Genomic DNA, 14077 nt, shown 5'->3' on the forward strand with positions numbered 1-14077 from the left:
GGCGGGGGGGGGGGTCCGGGGGCGGGGCGGGGGGCGCGGGGGGGGGGGGGGGGGGGGGGGGGGGGGGGGGGGGGGGGGGGGGGGGGGGGCCCCGGGGGGGGGGGGGGGGGGGGGGGGCCCGCGGCCCCCCCCGCCCCACGGCCGTCGCGCAACAGGTCAGATCGCCACCGAGGTACTGCGGAGGACGCGGCGCCCGGGGATCTCGACGCAGAGGAACGCGATCAGCCCCACCACTCCCACGACCGCGGGCCCCAGCCACCACGGCCCGGACGGCCACGGCCGCTCAAGGAACCCGAGCGAGAGGAACATCAGCGGAAGCACGGCCAGCCCGACCCCACCGGCCGTGGCGAAGATCCAGATCATCGCCGCCTCCCGCCGGAGCATCGCCCGGATCTGGGCCGGCGTCGCACCGGCCAGTCGCAGCAGTGTCAGCTCATCCCGTCGCTGCGCCGTCGCCGTGATCAGCTTGTTCGCGATCCCGAGCAGCAGGTAGCCGAGCAGCACTCCCAGCACCGCGACGTTGAGCCACAGTTCCGGCGACACGCCGGCGGAGCCCGGATCGGCCGGGCCGACCACCACGCCGGGCCGGGAACCGGTAAGCGCCGACACCGCCGAGGGCACGCCCGGGTCACCGTTCGTGGCGATCAGGAGCTGCTGGTCGAGCCCGGTCGCGTGACCGGCCGCCAGGTCGCGGGAGATCACCACCGGGCCGAAGCCCAGACCGCGGTCGTAGGTCGCCACCACCCGCGCCCGGACCGGTGTGCCGTCGCCGAGCACCAGGTCCAGCTCGCTGCCCACGCCCGCCTTCCGGGACGAGGCGACGTCTGCGTCGACAGCGATCGTGGCGCCGGTCAGCCCGGCCAGGTCGCCGTCGCGGACGCCCAGGTCGAACACGGACGAGGCCTCCGGCGTCAGCACCATCGCGGACGACGCCTCCACGATCGGGTCGCCGAGCATCGAGTAGGTCATCAGCACTGTCGTGCCGCCGACCATGGCCGCGCCGGTCACGCCGGGCACCTGCGAGACCGCGCCGGCCAGCTCGGACGGCACCCGGCCCAGCGCGGGCGCGGTCACCGCGAGCTGGGCGCGGCTGCCGTCCACGAGGTCACGGGTGGAGCCGGCCAGCACTGTGGTCTGGGTGAGCGCGTAGGTGAGCGTGAACACCACAGCGACCGCGAGCGTGCTGACGGCCGCGGCGGTCCGCACGGCGTACCCCCGGGTGTTGGCGACCGCAAGCCACGTCGAGGCCGCGGCGCGCCGGGGGAGCAGCCGGGCCATCGTGCGGCCGGCGAACGAGAGCAGTCCGGGACCGGCCAGCGCCAGGCCCACGGCCGCGAGGATGCCGGCCATCGCGGTCATCGCGGCGCCGGCCTCGTTCCGGACCACCATCGGCGTCACCGCAAGCGCGTTCGCGCCGGCCAGCACGACAAGACCAGAAGAGAAACGCCAGGCCGAGGGGGTACGGGGTTCCGTCCGCGATCCGGCCACGGCCTCGGTGGCGGGCATCCGGGAAATCTTCGAGACCGCGCACAGCGCCGCGATCCATGCGGTGAGCGTCATCAGCAGCACCGCAGCCGCACCGGGTAGCGGGCTCCACTGCAGCGGCAGCGCGGCCGGGGCCATGCCGAGCGCGACAAGCAGCTCCCGGAAGCGCCCGGCCAGCGCGTATCCGGCCGCGGCGCCCGGCACCGAGGTGACGGCCGCGACGATCAGCGCCTGCCGGGTGGCGAGCCTGCGGATCTGCCGGGGGGTGGCGCCGACCGCGCGCAGCAGGGCCAGTTCGCGCCGCTGCCCGGAGAGCGAGACCGCGAGCGCGCCGCCCACGATGATGCCGATGACAAGCAGCGTCACGCCGGAGAGCGAGCCGGCCATCAGCGGCAGCATGCTGCGCCCGGCCGCGGTCTCGGGGTCCGCGATGTCGCCACGGTCGTCGCCGGTCGTGACGGCCAGGCCGCCGCCGAGCGCACGGGCCGCGTCCGCGACCTGGTCCGCCCTGCCCGGCTCGGTGCGCAGCGCGACCAGGTCGACGCGGCTGTCGGTGCGGCCGCTGAGCGTGATCGCGGTCGGATCGGCGAACCAGGCGCTGGGGGTGGGGGAGTCGAGCACCGAGGTGACCGTGTAGTCGCCGGTCCGGCCGGCCGCGGACAGCCGCACGATGCCGCCGGTGGTGACGCCGGCCGCGCTCGCGGTGGCCGTGTCGAGTGCGACCTGGGAATCGCCGCCCGGCGCGCCGCCGTCAGGGATCCCGGTGGGCCGGCCGCCGTCCTCGGTGCCGGTCAGGGCGAGCGACGTCCAGTTGTGGGCCGCGATCGGGGTCACCCGCCCGTCCGCGCCGATCACCGCGGCGCCGACAGTCACGTCACCGATCGCGGCGGTCACGCCGGGAAGCGCGGCGAGTTGGGCGATGAGCGAGGTCGGCACGCCACCCCGCTCCGGCAGCGCGATCGGCAGGTCCTCGGGCACCGGGTAGGTCTGCGGCGCGGAGACCACCACGTCCGCCGACGCCAGCCTGCCCGGCTCGGGGTGTCCGCGCAGCCCGGACTCCGCGACCACACCGATCGCGGCGACGAGCGAGGCGCCGCCGAGGGTGGCACAGGCGACCGCGATCAGCCCGGCGATCCGGTGTCGGGCCATGCGTACGGCGAGGTAGAGCATGGTGTTACTCCGTCTCCAGCTCGGTGAGGCGCCGGGCCAGTACGGCCGCGGCAGGGTGGGGGATGCTGTCCGCGATCCGGCCGTCCGCCATCACCAGCGCGAGGTCGGCGCGGGCGGCCGCACCCGGGTCGTGGGTGACCATGACGACGGTCTGGCCGAACTCGTCCACGAGCGCGCGGAGCAGATCGAGGACCTCCCGCGCGGTACGGATGTCAAGCGCGCCGGTCGGCTCGTCCGCGAACACCACGGCCGGCCTGGTGACAAGCGCCCGGGCCACCGCGACCCGCTGCTGCTGCCCGCCGGACAGCTCGGACGGGCGCCGGTGCAGCCGGTCCGCAAGCCCGACGCGCTCGACGAGCGTGCGCACCCAGGCGTGGTCGGGCGCGACGCCGGCCAGCCGCAGCGGCAGCGTGATGTTGTCCGCCACCGAGAGTGACGGCAGCAGGTTGTACTGCTGGAAGATGAAGCCCACCCGGCCGCGGCGCAGGATCGTGCGCTTCGTCTCGTTGAGGTGGCTGATCTCCGTACCCTCGATGAAGGTCTTTCCGCTCGTGGGGGTGTCGAGGCCGGCGGCGCAGTGCATAAGCGTGCTCTTGCCTGACCCGGACGGGCCCATTACGGCCAGGAACGTGCCGGCCTCCACGGCCAGCGACACCTCCCGCAGCGCGTGCACGCCCCCCGGATAGGTCTTGGAGACCTGCTCCAGGGTGACGGCCGCCCGGGTCATGGTCGGGATCATCAGTGGCCCGCCCTGCGCTTGCCGCGGTAGTTGACGATCAGCGCGACGCCGAGCGCCAGCACCACCACGCCGAAGCCGGTGCCGAGCCACACGTTCACGCTCGACAGCGCGGCGTTCAGGCCGGCCGCGACCACAAGTGCGATCCACAGCGCCAGGCGCGTCGGGTCGGTGCCGGCGTGCCGCGGCTCCGGCGTTGTCTGATCGGTCAGTCGGTACGGGTCGGTGCCCATCTCGATCACTCCTTCAGCTGGTGTTTCTCGATGTCTACGACGCTATGGCGGCGACGGGCCGGCAACGATCCCCTCACCTGCCCACCCGGGGTACAGCAGGCTGTACTTTCCGGCCGTGCCACTTGCGGCTGCACCCGGCCGGTGGCCTACGGTTCGGAAACCGTTGAGAGCTGGGAGGCGCCGCCATGTCCGTCCGCAGACGTCTGCGCATCGGGATCGAGGCCGTGGAACGCTCCGCGACCGGCTGGTTCACCGCGTTCCTGGCCGGCCTGGTCTGGGTGTCGATGGCGATCGGCCTGGTGGTGCCGAGCGCCGCGCCGTGGGCGCTCGGACGGCTGCGCGCGGTCGCCGACATGGAGCGCCGCCGGCTCGGCCTGCCCGCCGGAATGCCACCGCAGACCTCGATGCGGGCCGTGTTCGGTGACCCGGCGACCGGCCGCGAGACCCGCTGGATGCTTATCCACGCGGTGCTCGGCTTCTTCATCGGCATGCTGAACCTGACGATCGCGGTCGACATCGTCCGCGACGGCCTGTTCCCGCTCTGGTGGCGGATCGCCCCGGCCGCGGACGCGACACCGGCGATCGGTTTCCCGCTGATCCGTACCCAGAACGGCGCCTGGCTGGTCGGCCTGATGGGCGTCGGCTACCTGTTCCTCACGCTCTACGTGATGCCGTGGCTGGTCCGGCTGATGGAGCTGCCGGGCCGCCGGCTGCTCAAGCCCGGCCCCGGCGAGGACATGGCGATGCGGATCGCGGAGCTGACCGCGACCCGCGCGGCCGCGCTCGACGCACACGCGGTCGAACTGCGCCGGATCGAGCGCGCGCTCCACGACGGCACCCAGAACCGGCTCGTCGCGGTGAGCGTGCTGCTCGGCGCGGCCCGGCGCGCGGTCGTCCGCGACCCGGCCAGCGCGGACGACATCCTGGCCCGCGCACAGGACGCGTCGGAACTGGCCCTCGCGGAGCTGCGCGCTGTGGTCCGCAGTATTCTGCCGCCGGTGCTCACCGACCGAAGCCTCTCCGACGCGCTCGCCTCGCTGGCCGCGACCTGCCCGGTCCCGGTCACGGTCGACGCCGACCTGCCGGGTCGCTGCGCGGCGTCCGTGGAGGCGACCGCGTACTTCGTGGCGGCCGAGGCGCTGACGAACGTCGCCAAGCACAGCGGCGCGTCGCACGCGACAGTTGTCGTCGCCCGGGAGGCGGACAAGCTCCGGCTGCGCGTCACGGACGACGGCCGGGGCGGCGCGGACGCGAACGGCGGGACCGGCCTGACCGGCATCCGCCGCCGGGCCGAGGCGCACGACGGCACCGTGACCATGACCAGCCCGGTGGGCGGTCCGACCACTGTGGAGGTGATCCTGCCGTGCGGATTGTGATCGCGGAGGACGACGCGCTGCTGCGCGAGGGACTGGCACTGCTGCTGCGCGCGGAAGGGCTTGACGTGGTGGCCACCACTGACAACCCGGTGACGTTCCTCGCGGCCGTGGACAAGCACACGCCGGACGTGGCGATCGTCGACGTGCGGATGCCGCCGACCCACACGGACGAGGGCATCCAGGCCGCGGTCGAGGCCCGGCGCCGCCAGCCCGGGATCGCGGTGCTGGTGCTGTCCGCGTACGTGGAGCAGGCGTTCGCCACCGAGCTGTTCACCCAGGGCAGTTCGCGGCTCGGCTACATGCTCAAGGAGCGGGTCGGCCGGATCGAGGAGTTCCTGGACGTGCTGCACCGGGTGGTCGGCGGCGGCACCGCGATCGACCCTGAGGTGGTGGCGCAGCTGCTCACCCGGACCCGCCCGGACTCCCGGCTGGAACGGCTCAGCCCGCGCGAACGGGACGTGCTCGCGCTGATGGCCGAGGGCCTCGGCAACGCGGCGATCGCGGAGAAGCTGTTCGTCACGGACGGCGCCGTGCACAAGCACATCCGCAGCATCTTCTCGAAGCTCGAGCTGGCCCCTGACGACCAGACCGACAGGCGGGTCGCGGCCGTCCTGCACTACCTCCGCGACGAGGCGAAACACTAGGGGCATACGGGCTAGGTGAGCAGCGCGTCCAGCGCGGACGTCGTCAGCGCGTCGTCGGGGAGATAGACCACGATGCGCTGGCGGTCGTCCTCGGACAGGAGGAGCGTCTCGTAGCGCAGCCGCAGAAGGCCCATCAGCGGGTGCTCCACGCGCAGCAGGCCGTGCGCGCGGGGGAGCCCGGGGAGCGTGTCGGCCCGCTTCGTGAACGCGTCGCCGGCCAGCCGCTCCAACTCGTCCGCGAGCGCTGCCGCTTCGGGCTCGGCCCGGAACGGCCCCTGTTTCAGCGCTGAGACCTGCTCGTCCGCCACCTCATCCCAGTCCGGGAACACCTTCCGGGCGTTCGGTGAGCCGAACACGAACCGGGGCAGGCTCGGTGGGTCGCCAGCCAGCACGCCGGCCTCGCCCATCAGGCGGCCGTAGCCTTCCGTGTACGCCAGCACCTCGCCCAGCCGGTTCAGCAGCACGGCCGGGCCGGGACCGAGCCGCTCCAGGGTGGCCTGCACGCCCGGCCGCACGTCCCGCGACGGCGTCTCCGAGTGCGCCACGCAGCTGAACGCGCCGTCCGCGGTCTTGGTCAGCCGGTAGAGGTGCGCGCGCTCCGCCATGGTCAGCCGCAGTACGCCGGACAGCGAGTTCACCACCTGCACGGACGGTCGCCGGTCGCGGCCCTGCTCCAGGCGCGTCAGGTATTCCACGCTCACGCCGGACAGCGTCGCGACCTCGGCCCGCCGCAGCCCCTCGGTACGCCGCCGCGCGCCGGCCGGCAGGCCCACGTCCGTGGGGGAGAGCGCGGCCCGCCGCAGGCGCAGGAACACGCCCAGTTCGTTGTCGGTCACCCGAAAACCGTAGCCTGGCCCCGCCGGGGCCACCATCCGCGCGGCCTCCCCGCCCGGCCTTCGCCCTGCCAGGCTGGACCGCATGAACGTGCTCTTCGGACTCGGCCTGGAGACCGGCGTGGACGAGGTCCCGGCGCTGCTCGCGCACGCGGACCGCGCGGACCGCGACGGCCTCGACCTGGTCACCCTCTCCGACCACCCGTACTTCCCGGACCGCCTGGACGCGTACGCCGCACTCGGCGTCGTGCTCGGCCGTACCGCCACGATCGGCGGCGCGGTGAGCGTCACCAACCTGGCGGTCCGGCCGGCCCCGATGCTTGCCCGCACTGTCTCGTCGCTCACCGCGCTCGCCCCGGGCCGGGTCGTGCTCGGCGTCGGCGCGGGCGGCCTGTGGGACGACATCGTGCGCCTCGGCCTGCCCCGCCGTACGCCAGGCGCCGCCGTACGCGCGATGGCCGAGGCGATCACGCTGATCCGCGCGCTGCACGGCGGCGGCCCGCCGGTCACGATGCACGGGGTGGTGGACCTGACCCCGTCGCCGATGCCCTGCCCGCCGATCTGGACCGGCTCCGGCGGCCCGGCCTCACTCGCCGTGACCGGCAGACTCGCGGACGGCTGGATCCCCGGATACGCCGCGGACTGGCACAGCCGCCGCGTCGCCGAGTCCCGCCCGCGCATCGACGAGGCTGCCGCCGCCGTAGGCCGCGACCCGTCCGCGATCACCACCGTCTACAACGTGGTCGGCCCGATCACCCGCGACCCGCTGCGCGTCACCCGTTCCGCGGACGACGGCGCCCGGCTCGGCGGTTCGGTCACGCAGTGGGCGGCGGAACTGGCCGAGGCGGCCGCGGGCGGCGCGGGCGGTTTCATCTACCACCCCTCGTTCACGCCCACGGACATTCCGGTGGAGACGCTTATCGCGCGCTGGACCACGGAGGTCGTACCCGCAGCCCGCGCACTGATAAGCACCATCTGAAACTGTGGAATCGCTGACAATGATCGCCCCCAAAAAAGGCGATCGAACATCAATTACCAATGACCTCGCGTTGGTACGCCCCGCTCGCGGGCATATGAGGCGGTGCCATGATGCGTGCCCGCATGGGATCGCTGACGCTCACGCACCTTCGCTGGTGGACGCGGTACTCCTACGACACCGGCGAGCGCGTCTGCTGACCGCCGCCGCGACAAGGCCGGCCGGCCCCGCGCGGGGCCGGCCGGTTGGTGCTGGTCACCGCTTGTCAGCAGTTGCGGATGGACCAGGCCGGGGTCCAGTTGATCCCGGTGATGCCGCCGCCCGGCGTGAACGAGGCGATGACACCGCCGGACTGGTTGTAGACGTACGACGTGACGCCGCCGGTCTGGTTGTCCAGGTGGTAGCCGGTGCCCTCCCAGTTGGAGAAGTAGTACCGGTTGCAGTTGTAGAGGTCGAACACCTTCCAGTTGCCGGTGGTCGGATCCCAGGCGTCCAGGCAGAGGTTGCCGCTCGGGCAGTCCCAGAAGTCGCCCGGGTTCTGGTGCCGGACCCGGCGCGGCGTCGGCGACATGCCCGGGCTGACCGCGGCCATCGCCGCGATGGTGGCGGCGTCCGGCGCCGGTCCGGCGACCCGGATCGTGCCGGCGGCGTCCGGTGCCGGGTTGGCGGCGGCGGGCCCGGCCAGCGAGAGTGCGCCGGCCAGGACCAGGCCTGCCACCGCGGCGGTGCGGGTGAACCAGCGCAGGGCCGCCCGGCCGTGTCGTGCGTTGTCCAGAGTGGACACGTCCTTCTCCTTATCCCCGTGTTTCCCCGTATGGCCGTCCTTTCGACTGCGCGCATTTCCAAGGGGTCGATCGGGCGGCCACATCCGACATTAGGCGTCGCCCGGGAGGTCGTGTAGATATCCAATTCAATACTTCACGACACGGCGGTATAGTGACAAAACTGTTGACGCCCGTCGATGCTATTGCTGCGGGGTGCGTTGATCTCGCGTGGAGGCGGGAACCTGCTCCAGATCGGGGATCTGACCACGCATTTGGTGCAGACGAGCGAGGCGGTGCTGACGTACCTGGCCGAGGCCGGCGTGCTGGAGTGCGTACGCGACCGGAGGTTGGGGCGCCGCGATCGCTCAGACCAGGCTGAGCACGTGCCCCAGGCCGCGCGGACCGGTCGGGGTCGGCTTCGGGAGCAGGAACGCGAACATGCCGGCCGTGACCGCGCCGGAGTCGGTGAGCGGGTTGTCGCCGACCATCAGCGTGCGTTCCGGTGCGACGCCGAGCTGCTCGGCCGCGGCCGTGAAGCAGGTTACCGCGGGCTTGCAGGCGCCGTGCTCGAAGGACATGACGATCGTCTCGACGTACGGGGTGAGGCCGAGCCGGTCGAGCGCGGGCCGCAGGTCGAAGCCGGTGTCGCTGACCACGCCCACCTTCAGCCCGCGTTCGCGGAGGCCCTGCAGCGTGGGGAGGGTGTCCTCGAACGCCTCCCACGACTCGGCGGCCACTGTCAGCGCGTAGAGGTCGTCGCTGAGGCCGGGCAGCAGCTTGTCGCAGCCGGCCTCGGCGTAGAGCGCGGTCCACACCTCGCGGTGCCGGTCCGGGGACAGGTCGCGGCCCTTGGCCATCTCCTCCGCGGTGCTGCTGCGGTCGAGCACGCGCTGCCAGGCCGCGCCGACCTCGCCGGGGTCGAGCGGGCCGGCGCCCCGGTCGGCGGCCGCCTGGTGCAGCAGCGTCTCGCCGCTGCCGGAGAGGCGGATGAGCGTGTCGCCCGCGTCGAACAGGACCGCCTCGAACCGCGTCACTGCGTCTCCCTGACTGTTGACTCCGCAAGCGCGCGGAGTTCGGTGAAGAGCATGCGGGACGTATCGTCCCAGGTGGGGAACGTGTCGGCCTTCCGTCGCGCGGCGGCGGCCATCGTCGTCCGGTACGCGTCGTCGGTGGCCAGGCGCAGCAGCGCACCGGTGAGCGCGACCCGGTCACCGGGCGGGACGGCCAGACCTTCCACGCCGTGCGCCGCGAGGTGCGGGAGGTTGCCCGCGTTCCAGCCGACGACCGGCAGCCCGGCGGCCATCGCCTCGCCGTAGACCGTGCCGTAGGGCTCCTTCGTGCTGGCCAGCGCGAAGATGTCGGCCGCGCGGTAGAAGCCGGCGACCTCCTCCGGTGTGACGACGCCGTGCGTGACGACGCGGTCGCGCAGGTCGGGCCGGGCGATCCGGGCGCGGACCTGGGCCGCGTACCCGGGCTCCACGTTCTCGTCGCCGACGAGGTGCAGCGTGGCCGCGGTCGGGGGCAGGTTGGAGACCGCTTCGAGCAGGTCGAGGAGGCCCTTGCGGGCCATCCAGTTGCCGACCGAGAGGATTGCGGTCTGCCGGTCCTGCCGTAGTTCCTGAGCGGGCGCGACCGGTTCGGCGGCGGCGTCCCGGCCCGGCGGGACCACGCGCAGCAGGTCGGCGTCGAAGCCCTGTGCCCGCAGCGTGTCGGCCAGATCCTCGGACGCGATCAGCATCCGCTGCGCCCGCTTGTAGAGGGATCTGTCAAGCGAAGCCTGGGTACGCTGCCGGACCGTCGCGTGGTCGATGCCGCCCGGCGGCTGGTGCAGGATCGCCGCGATCGGGGGCAGGCCGGGCGCGCCGAGCCACGGCCCGGCCAGCCCGGCCACGATGCTGTCCACGAGCAGCACGTCCGGCTCGAGCGCCCGGATCCGCCGCAGCATCGCGGCCCCGGCCAGCGCCGGCAGCGGGAAACGCCACGCCGGCAGCGACACGAAGTCGATCCGCGCGTCGAAGGACGCGGCCCGGCCGGCGACGCGCCTGTGGTAGAGGTACCCACCGGTCATCGTCGCCGGGTCGCCGAGCGTGAGCAGCGCGACAGCGAACTCAGTCACCGAGCGGGCCCTCGTATCCGCCGTACATCTGCGGGTCCTCCCAGACGCGTACGTGAAGCGTGGCGCCGGCGACCGCACCGACCGCCCCTGCCAGCACCGCGTGCAGCCACTGCGAGAACACCTCGACGGTGACCGCGTCCTTGCCGGTCTCCTTGCCGACGATCTCGTCCAGGTCCGCCTCGTGCAGCCGGTCCGTGACGCCGCGCAGCGCATCGTTGAGCACGTCGAGGTCGACGACCATGTCCCGCTCGTCCAGCCGCGGCCGGGTGACCCGGATGTCGAGGCGGTAGTCGTGGGAGTGGCGCTCGCCCTCGGGCGGGGGCATTCCGGGCATCGTGTGGAAGGCGCGGACTTCTCGGGAGGTGCCGACTTCGTACATGTCCCTATTCATATCGCAGCGCCGCGTGCAGGACCCCGGCCGTGCCCCGGTCCAGGCTCTCGTAGGCGGCGGGCGCGTCCTCGAACGCGAACTCGGTGGTGGCCAGCGCATCAAGCGGGAGCGTGGGCATCAGGGCCAGCGCGGCGGCGCGGCGGCGGTCACGGGTCCAGCGGTCCTGCTGCGCGGCGGGGATCGTGGAGACCTGGCTGGAGCGGATGGTCAGGCGGCGGCGGTGAAAATCACCACCCAGCGGCAGGGGTACGGGCTTGGTGCCGTACCAGGAGCCGACAAGGGCGGTTCCCTCGTGGTGGAGGCGGCCGAGCCCGTCGGCGAGTGCGCGCGGGGCGCCGGAGGTCTCGACGAGCAGGGCGGCGCTGATGTCCGACTTCTCCGGACTCGACGCGGTGATTCCCACCGAGGTGGCAAGGGCGCGCCGCCACTCCTGCGGCTCAAGCGCCACTACCGTCGCCCCCGCGCGGGTGAGCAGCAACGACGTGAGCAGGCCGACCGCGCCCAGGCCGGTGACAAGCACCGTCTCGCCAAGCACCGGCCCGGCGTCCAGGCTGAGTTGCAGCGCCGTCTCGACGAGCGGGAACATCGTCGCCAGCCGCAGATCGAGCCCGTCCGGCAGCGTCATCACGTCCGCGGCCGGCACGGTGAAGAGGTCCTGGTGCGGGTGGAACGCGAACACCGCCGTCCCGTCAAGGGCTCGGCCGACCGCGCTGTATCCGTACCCGAACGGGTAATGAAAGCCACCGTCGAACGCGCCGAGCGTCTCGTCAAGCGGGGTGTCCGCGTCCAGCTCGCCGCGGTAGGCCAGCAGCTCCGTGCCCGCGCTGATTCCGGAGTAGACGGTGCGTACCAGCAGCTCATCGTGGTTAGGCTCGGAAATCGGCACCTCCTCGACGGCCACCGACCGGGGCGCCAGGAACCGGACCGCACGTGCTCTCACCGACAGCTCCAAAGATCTCTTTAATGGACATATAGGAATATCAACGTGGTACGTCATATATCGGGCCGACGGTGGGCGCTGGCTGATCCACGTGGTAGCAAAGGTGCCATGATTCTTCCGCCACAGCGAACGGGCGACCCGGCGCCCGCGCCGGTCGAGGTCTGTTCCGTGGTGATCCCCACGCCGTACGGGGAGTTCCGGACACGGGTCTTCGAGACCGCGGCCGGGCACACGCTCCTCGCGCTCATCCGTGGCGACGTCACCGGCAGCGATCCCGTCCTCACCCGCCTCCACTCGGAGTGCCTCACCGGCGACGCGCTCGGCTCGCTGCGCTGCGACTGCGGCGTGCAGCTGCGCACCGCGATGCGCACCGTCGCCGCCGCCGGCCGTGGCGTCGTGCTCTACATCACCGGCCACGAGGGCCGCGGCATCGGCCTGGTCAACAAGCTCCGCGCCTACGTCGAGCAGGACAACGGCGCCGACACACTCGACGCGAACCTGCGCCTCGGCCTCCCCGCGGACGCCCGCACCTACGGCGAGTCCGCAGCGGTGCTCCGCGCGATCGGCATCGAGTCCGTCAACCTGATGTCGAACAACCCGGACAAGGTCGAGGGCCTGCGCGCCGGTGGCCTGGCCGTGCAGAGCATGGTCGGCATGCAGACCGCCGCGCACGCGCGTAACGCCGGCTACCTGCTCACCAAGGCCGCGCGGATGGGCCACGTCGCCCCGATCGGCGACGCCCCGATCAGCGTGCCCGAGGCCGGCATCGATGTCCGCGGCCTGATCGGCGACATCCGCCCGCACGCGGACCGCCCCTACGTCATGGTCCGCGTCACCCAGACGCTCGACGGCCGCCTCCAGCGCGAACCCGGCATCCCCACCGCGGAGGAACACGCGCTCCGTGCCGCAGTCGACGCGGTCCTGGTCGGCGCCGGCACGGTCCGCCGCTCCGACCCGGCGCTCACCGTCGAGCTGGTCCCCGGCGCCCACCCGCTGCGCGTCGTCCTCGACGCCGACCTCGACCTGCCGCTCACCGCGCGCGTCTTCGGCGGTGAGGCCGCCACCACCGTCTTCACCACCAAGGAGGCGGACGCGGCCCGTGCCGACGCGGTTCAGGCCGCCGGCGTCGGACTCCGCGAGGTCTCGGCCGGCCCGTCCGGCGTGGAGCTGCCCGCAGTCCTCGCCGAACTGCGCCGCAGCGGCGTCCAGTCCGTCCTGGTCGAGGGCGGCACCGGGCTGATCGCCGAACTGCTCCGGGCCGGCCTCGCCGACCGCCTCATCGTCGCCATCTCCGCCACCACCGAGACCTCCGGCGACACCCGGCTCCCCACCGGCCTGGCCCTGACCAACCGCTCCGCCTACACGTCTGGCGACGCCCTCCTTCTCGGCTGGGACGTTCCCGCCTGACCCACCCGGCAGCCGCGCCGATCACCCCGGGGCCCGATCCACGGAACGGTACGTCCAGCGCCATGCCGCAGAGCGGGAAGATCAACCTCTAGATCTTTCCGCTCTGCGGCGGTGCGTGCTTGCATGCTCCCAACTCTGTTGTCATCTGTCCCGGGGCCGGAAGCCCGGGGCCGGAAGCCCGGGGCCGGAAGCCCGGGGCCGGAAGCCCGGGGCCGGAAGCCCGGGGCCGGAAGCCCGGGGCCGGAAGCCCGGGGGCGGGGGCCGGGGGCCGGGGCGAGGCGGCCAAGGCGGCGAAGGCGGCAAATTTCGGGCGCGCAGCGCCTGAAATTTCATGACTTCTGCATTTCGCAGCCAGGGTTTGGCTTTGGGTGCGGAGGCGGTCCGGAATCCTGCCGTTTGCGTGTCAGTAGGCGGTGCGCCCGCCCGGGATTCGGTGTGTTGGTTGCTTCGGGGGATGGCGCGGTTTCTCTGCCTCCGGCGGCCCTCCGGGAGGAGCGCTCCGGCTCCGGGGCAACCGAAAGGGCTTTGCGGTTTCGCCTTTGGACCCCGGGTGGTCGGGTTTCGTGTGGCCTGGCTGCCCCGTCTGTCATCGACCCGGGCAGAGCCGAGCAGATCATCGGCAGGGCCGCCAGCCTGGGTGGTGTTGGCGGCGGCTTGTGCGGGTCCTTGCGAGTCTGCTGCTCGAGTTGGGCTCGCCGGGCTGCGGTCTGTGGGTGGTCCGGCCTCTTCTCGCGCTCCGCGATGTTGGTATCTGACTGTGGGTGGCGGCCCTGCCGATGATCTGCTCCCCGTGGGGCGGGTCGATTGCAGACGGGGCAGCCAGGCGGTCACCTTTGTGTGCTGCGCACCCCATACGAGATCCAAGGCGGGCGGTGGGGCGCGGTGCCGACAGGGATTTGAGTGAAATGTGAAGAAGTGCGGCTGGGGATGGCGTCAGGTGAGGCGTGTGCACGTTATTCGCGGTGAAAAAACTGACCACCCCACAACACGGGCGTTTAATATAGAA

General features: G+C 72.7%; 13 protein-coding genes. 4 read left to right on the forward strand and 9 right to left on the reverse strand.

Features of this window, described 5'->3' with window-relative positions; genetic code table 11:
• Positions 1-156: 156 nt before the first annotated feature.
• From ACIA8K_RS18235 to ACIA8K_RS18245, 3 genes are read right to left on the reverse strand one after another with little or no spacing between them, the layout of a single operon-like run.
• Complete coding sequence (locus ACIA8K_RS18235) at positions 157-2655, reverse strand: FtsX-like permease family protein (protein WP_396060229.1); 2499 nt, start codon at positions 2653-2655, stop codon at positions 157-159.
• A 4-nt stretch (positions 2656-2659) separates the two neighbouring features.
• Positions 2660-3382: an ABC transporter ATP-binding protein gene (locus tag ACIA8K_RS18240; protein WP_396060231.1), complete on the reverse strand. Its 723-nt coding sequence runs from the start codon at positions 3380-3382 to the stop codon at positions 2660-2662.
• Between the two features lie 11 nt (positions 3383-3393).
• Complete coding sequence (locus ACIA8K_RS18245; RefSeq protein ID WP_396060233.1) at positions 3394-3624, reverse strand: hypothetical protein; 231 nt, start codon at positions 3622-3624, stop codon at positions 3394-3396.
• Between the two features lie 185 nt (positions 3625-3809).
• Here ACIA8K_RS18245 and ACIA8K_RS18250 point away from each other — a divergent pair, with 185 nt between their 5' ends.
• Positions 3810-5000 carry a sensor histidine kinase gene (locus ACIA8K_RS18250; protein WP_396060235.1) on the forward strand — a complete coding sequence of 397 codons (1191 nt, stop codon included), beginning with the start codon at positions 3810-3812 and terminating at the stop codon, positions 4998-5000.
• On the forward strand, positions 4988-5644 hold the full coding sequence (locus ACIA8K_RS18255) for a response regulator (RefSeq protein WP_396060237.1): 657 nt from the start codon (positions 4988-4990) through the stop codon (positions 5642-5644). Before ACIA8K_RS18250 ends, ACIA8K_RS18255 begins: the two co-directional genes overlap by 13 nt.
• Before the next feature lie 11 nt (positions 5645-5655).
• Here ACIA8K_RS18255 and ACIA8K_RS18260 read toward each other — a convergent pair whose 3' ends face one another.
• Positions 5656-6480, reverse strand: a complete 825-nt coding sequence (locus ACIA8K_RS18260) for a helix-turn-helix transcriptional regulator (protein WP_396060239.1) — start codon at positions 6478-6480, stop codon at positions 5656-5658.
• Between the two features lie 82 nt (positions 6481-6562).
• Between ACIA8K_RS18260 and ACIA8K_RS18265 the strand changes: the two genes are divergently transcribed.
• On the forward strand, positions 6563-7456 hold the full coding sequence (locus tag ACIA8K_RS18265; RefSeq protein WP_396060241.1) for an LLM class flavin-dependent oxidoreductase: 894 nt from the start codon (positions 6563-6565) through the stop codon (positions 7454-7456).
• A gap of 262 nt (positions 7457-7718) precedes the next feature.
• Here ACIA8K_RS18265 and ACIA8K_RS18270 read toward each other — a convergent pair whose 3' ends face one another.
• From ACIA8K_RS18270 to ACIA8K_RS18290, 5 genes are all read right to left on the reverse strand, one after another.
• Positions 7719-8237, reverse strand: coding sequence for a hypothetical protein (locus ACIA8K_RS18270; protein WP_396060243.1), 519 nt, complete (start codon positions 8235-8237; stop codon positions 7719-7721).
• A gap of 345 nt (positions 8238-8582) precedes the next feature.
• Entirely contained in the window at positions 8583-9251 is a 669-nt protein-coding gene (locus tag ACIA8K_RS18275) for an HAD family hydrolase (protein WP_396060245.1), read from the reverse strand.
• Positions 9248-10333: a glycosyltransferase family 4 protein gene (locus tag ACIA8K_RS18280; protein WP_396060247.1), complete on the reverse strand. Its 1086-nt coding sequence runs from the start codon at positions 10331-10333 to the stop codon at positions 9248-9250. The genes ACIA8K_RS18275 and ACIA8K_RS18280 overlap by 4 nt, the downstream gene beginning before the upstream one ends.
• Positions 10326-10823: a 6-pyruvoyl trahydropterin synthase family protein gene (locus ACIA8K_RS18285; protein ID WP_396060249.1), complete on the reverse strand. Its 498-nt coding sequence runs from the start codon at positions 10821-10823 to the stop codon at positions 10326-10328. Before ACIA8K_RS18285 ends, ACIA8K_RS18280 begins: the two co-directional genes overlap by 8 nt.
• Positions 10717-11664: a zinc-binding alcohol dehydrogenase gene (locus tag ACIA8K_RS18290; RefSeq protein WP_396060251.1), complete on the reverse strand. Its 948-nt coding sequence runs from the start codon at positions 11662-11664 to the stop codon at positions 10717-10719. The genes ACIA8K_RS18285 and ACIA8K_RS18290 overlap by 107 nt, the downstream gene beginning before the upstream one ends.
• 108 nt (positions 11665-11772) lie before the next feature.
• Here ACIA8K_RS18290 and ribA point away from each other — a divergent pair, with 108 nt between their 5' ends.
• Positions 11773-13071, forward strand: a complete 1299-nt coding sequence (gene ribA / locus ACIA8K_RS18295) for a GTP cyclohydrolase II RibA (protein ID WP_396060253.1) — start codon at positions 11773-11775, stop codon at positions 13069-13071.
• Positions 13072-14077: the final 1006 nt, after the last annotated feature.

Origin of the sequence: Catenuloplanes sp. NPDC051500, from assembly GCF_044454585.1 — a bacterium.
Lineage (GTDB): Bacteria > Actinomycetota > Actinomycetes > Mycobacteriales > Micromonosporaceae > Catenuloplanes.

Bases quoted from the DNA above. Each gene is read 5' to 3' on its own strand.
- ACIA8K_RS18235 (WP_396060229.1), bottom strand. From the start codon at position 2,655: ATGCTCTACCTCGCCGTACGCATGGCCCGACACCGGATCGCCGGGCTG.
- ACIA8K_RS18240 (WP_396060231.1), bottom strand. From the start codon at position 3,382: ATGACCCGGGCGGCCGTCACCCTGGAGCAGGTCTCCAAGACCTATCCG.
- ACIA8K_RS18245 (WP_396060233.1), bottom strand. From the start codon at position 3,624: ATGGGCACCGACCCGTACCGACTGACCGATCAGACAACGCCGGAGCCG.
- ACIA8K_RS18250 (WP_396060235.1), top strand. From the start codon at position 3,810: ATGTCCGTCCGCAGACGTCTGCGCATCGGGATCGAGGCCGTGGAACGC.
- ACIA8K_RS18265 (WP_396060241.1), top strand. From the start codon at position 6,563: ATGAACGTGCTCTTCGGACTCGGCCTGGAGACCGGCGTGGACGAGGTC.
- ACIA8K_RS18285 (WP_396060249.1), bottom strand. From the start codon at position 10,823: ATGCGCTGGCCACCACCGAGTTCGCGTTCGAGGACGCGCCCGCCGCCT.
- ribA (WP_396060253.1), top strand. From the start codon at position 11,773: ATGATTCTTCCGCCACAGCGAACGGGCGACCCGGCGCCCGCGCCGGTC.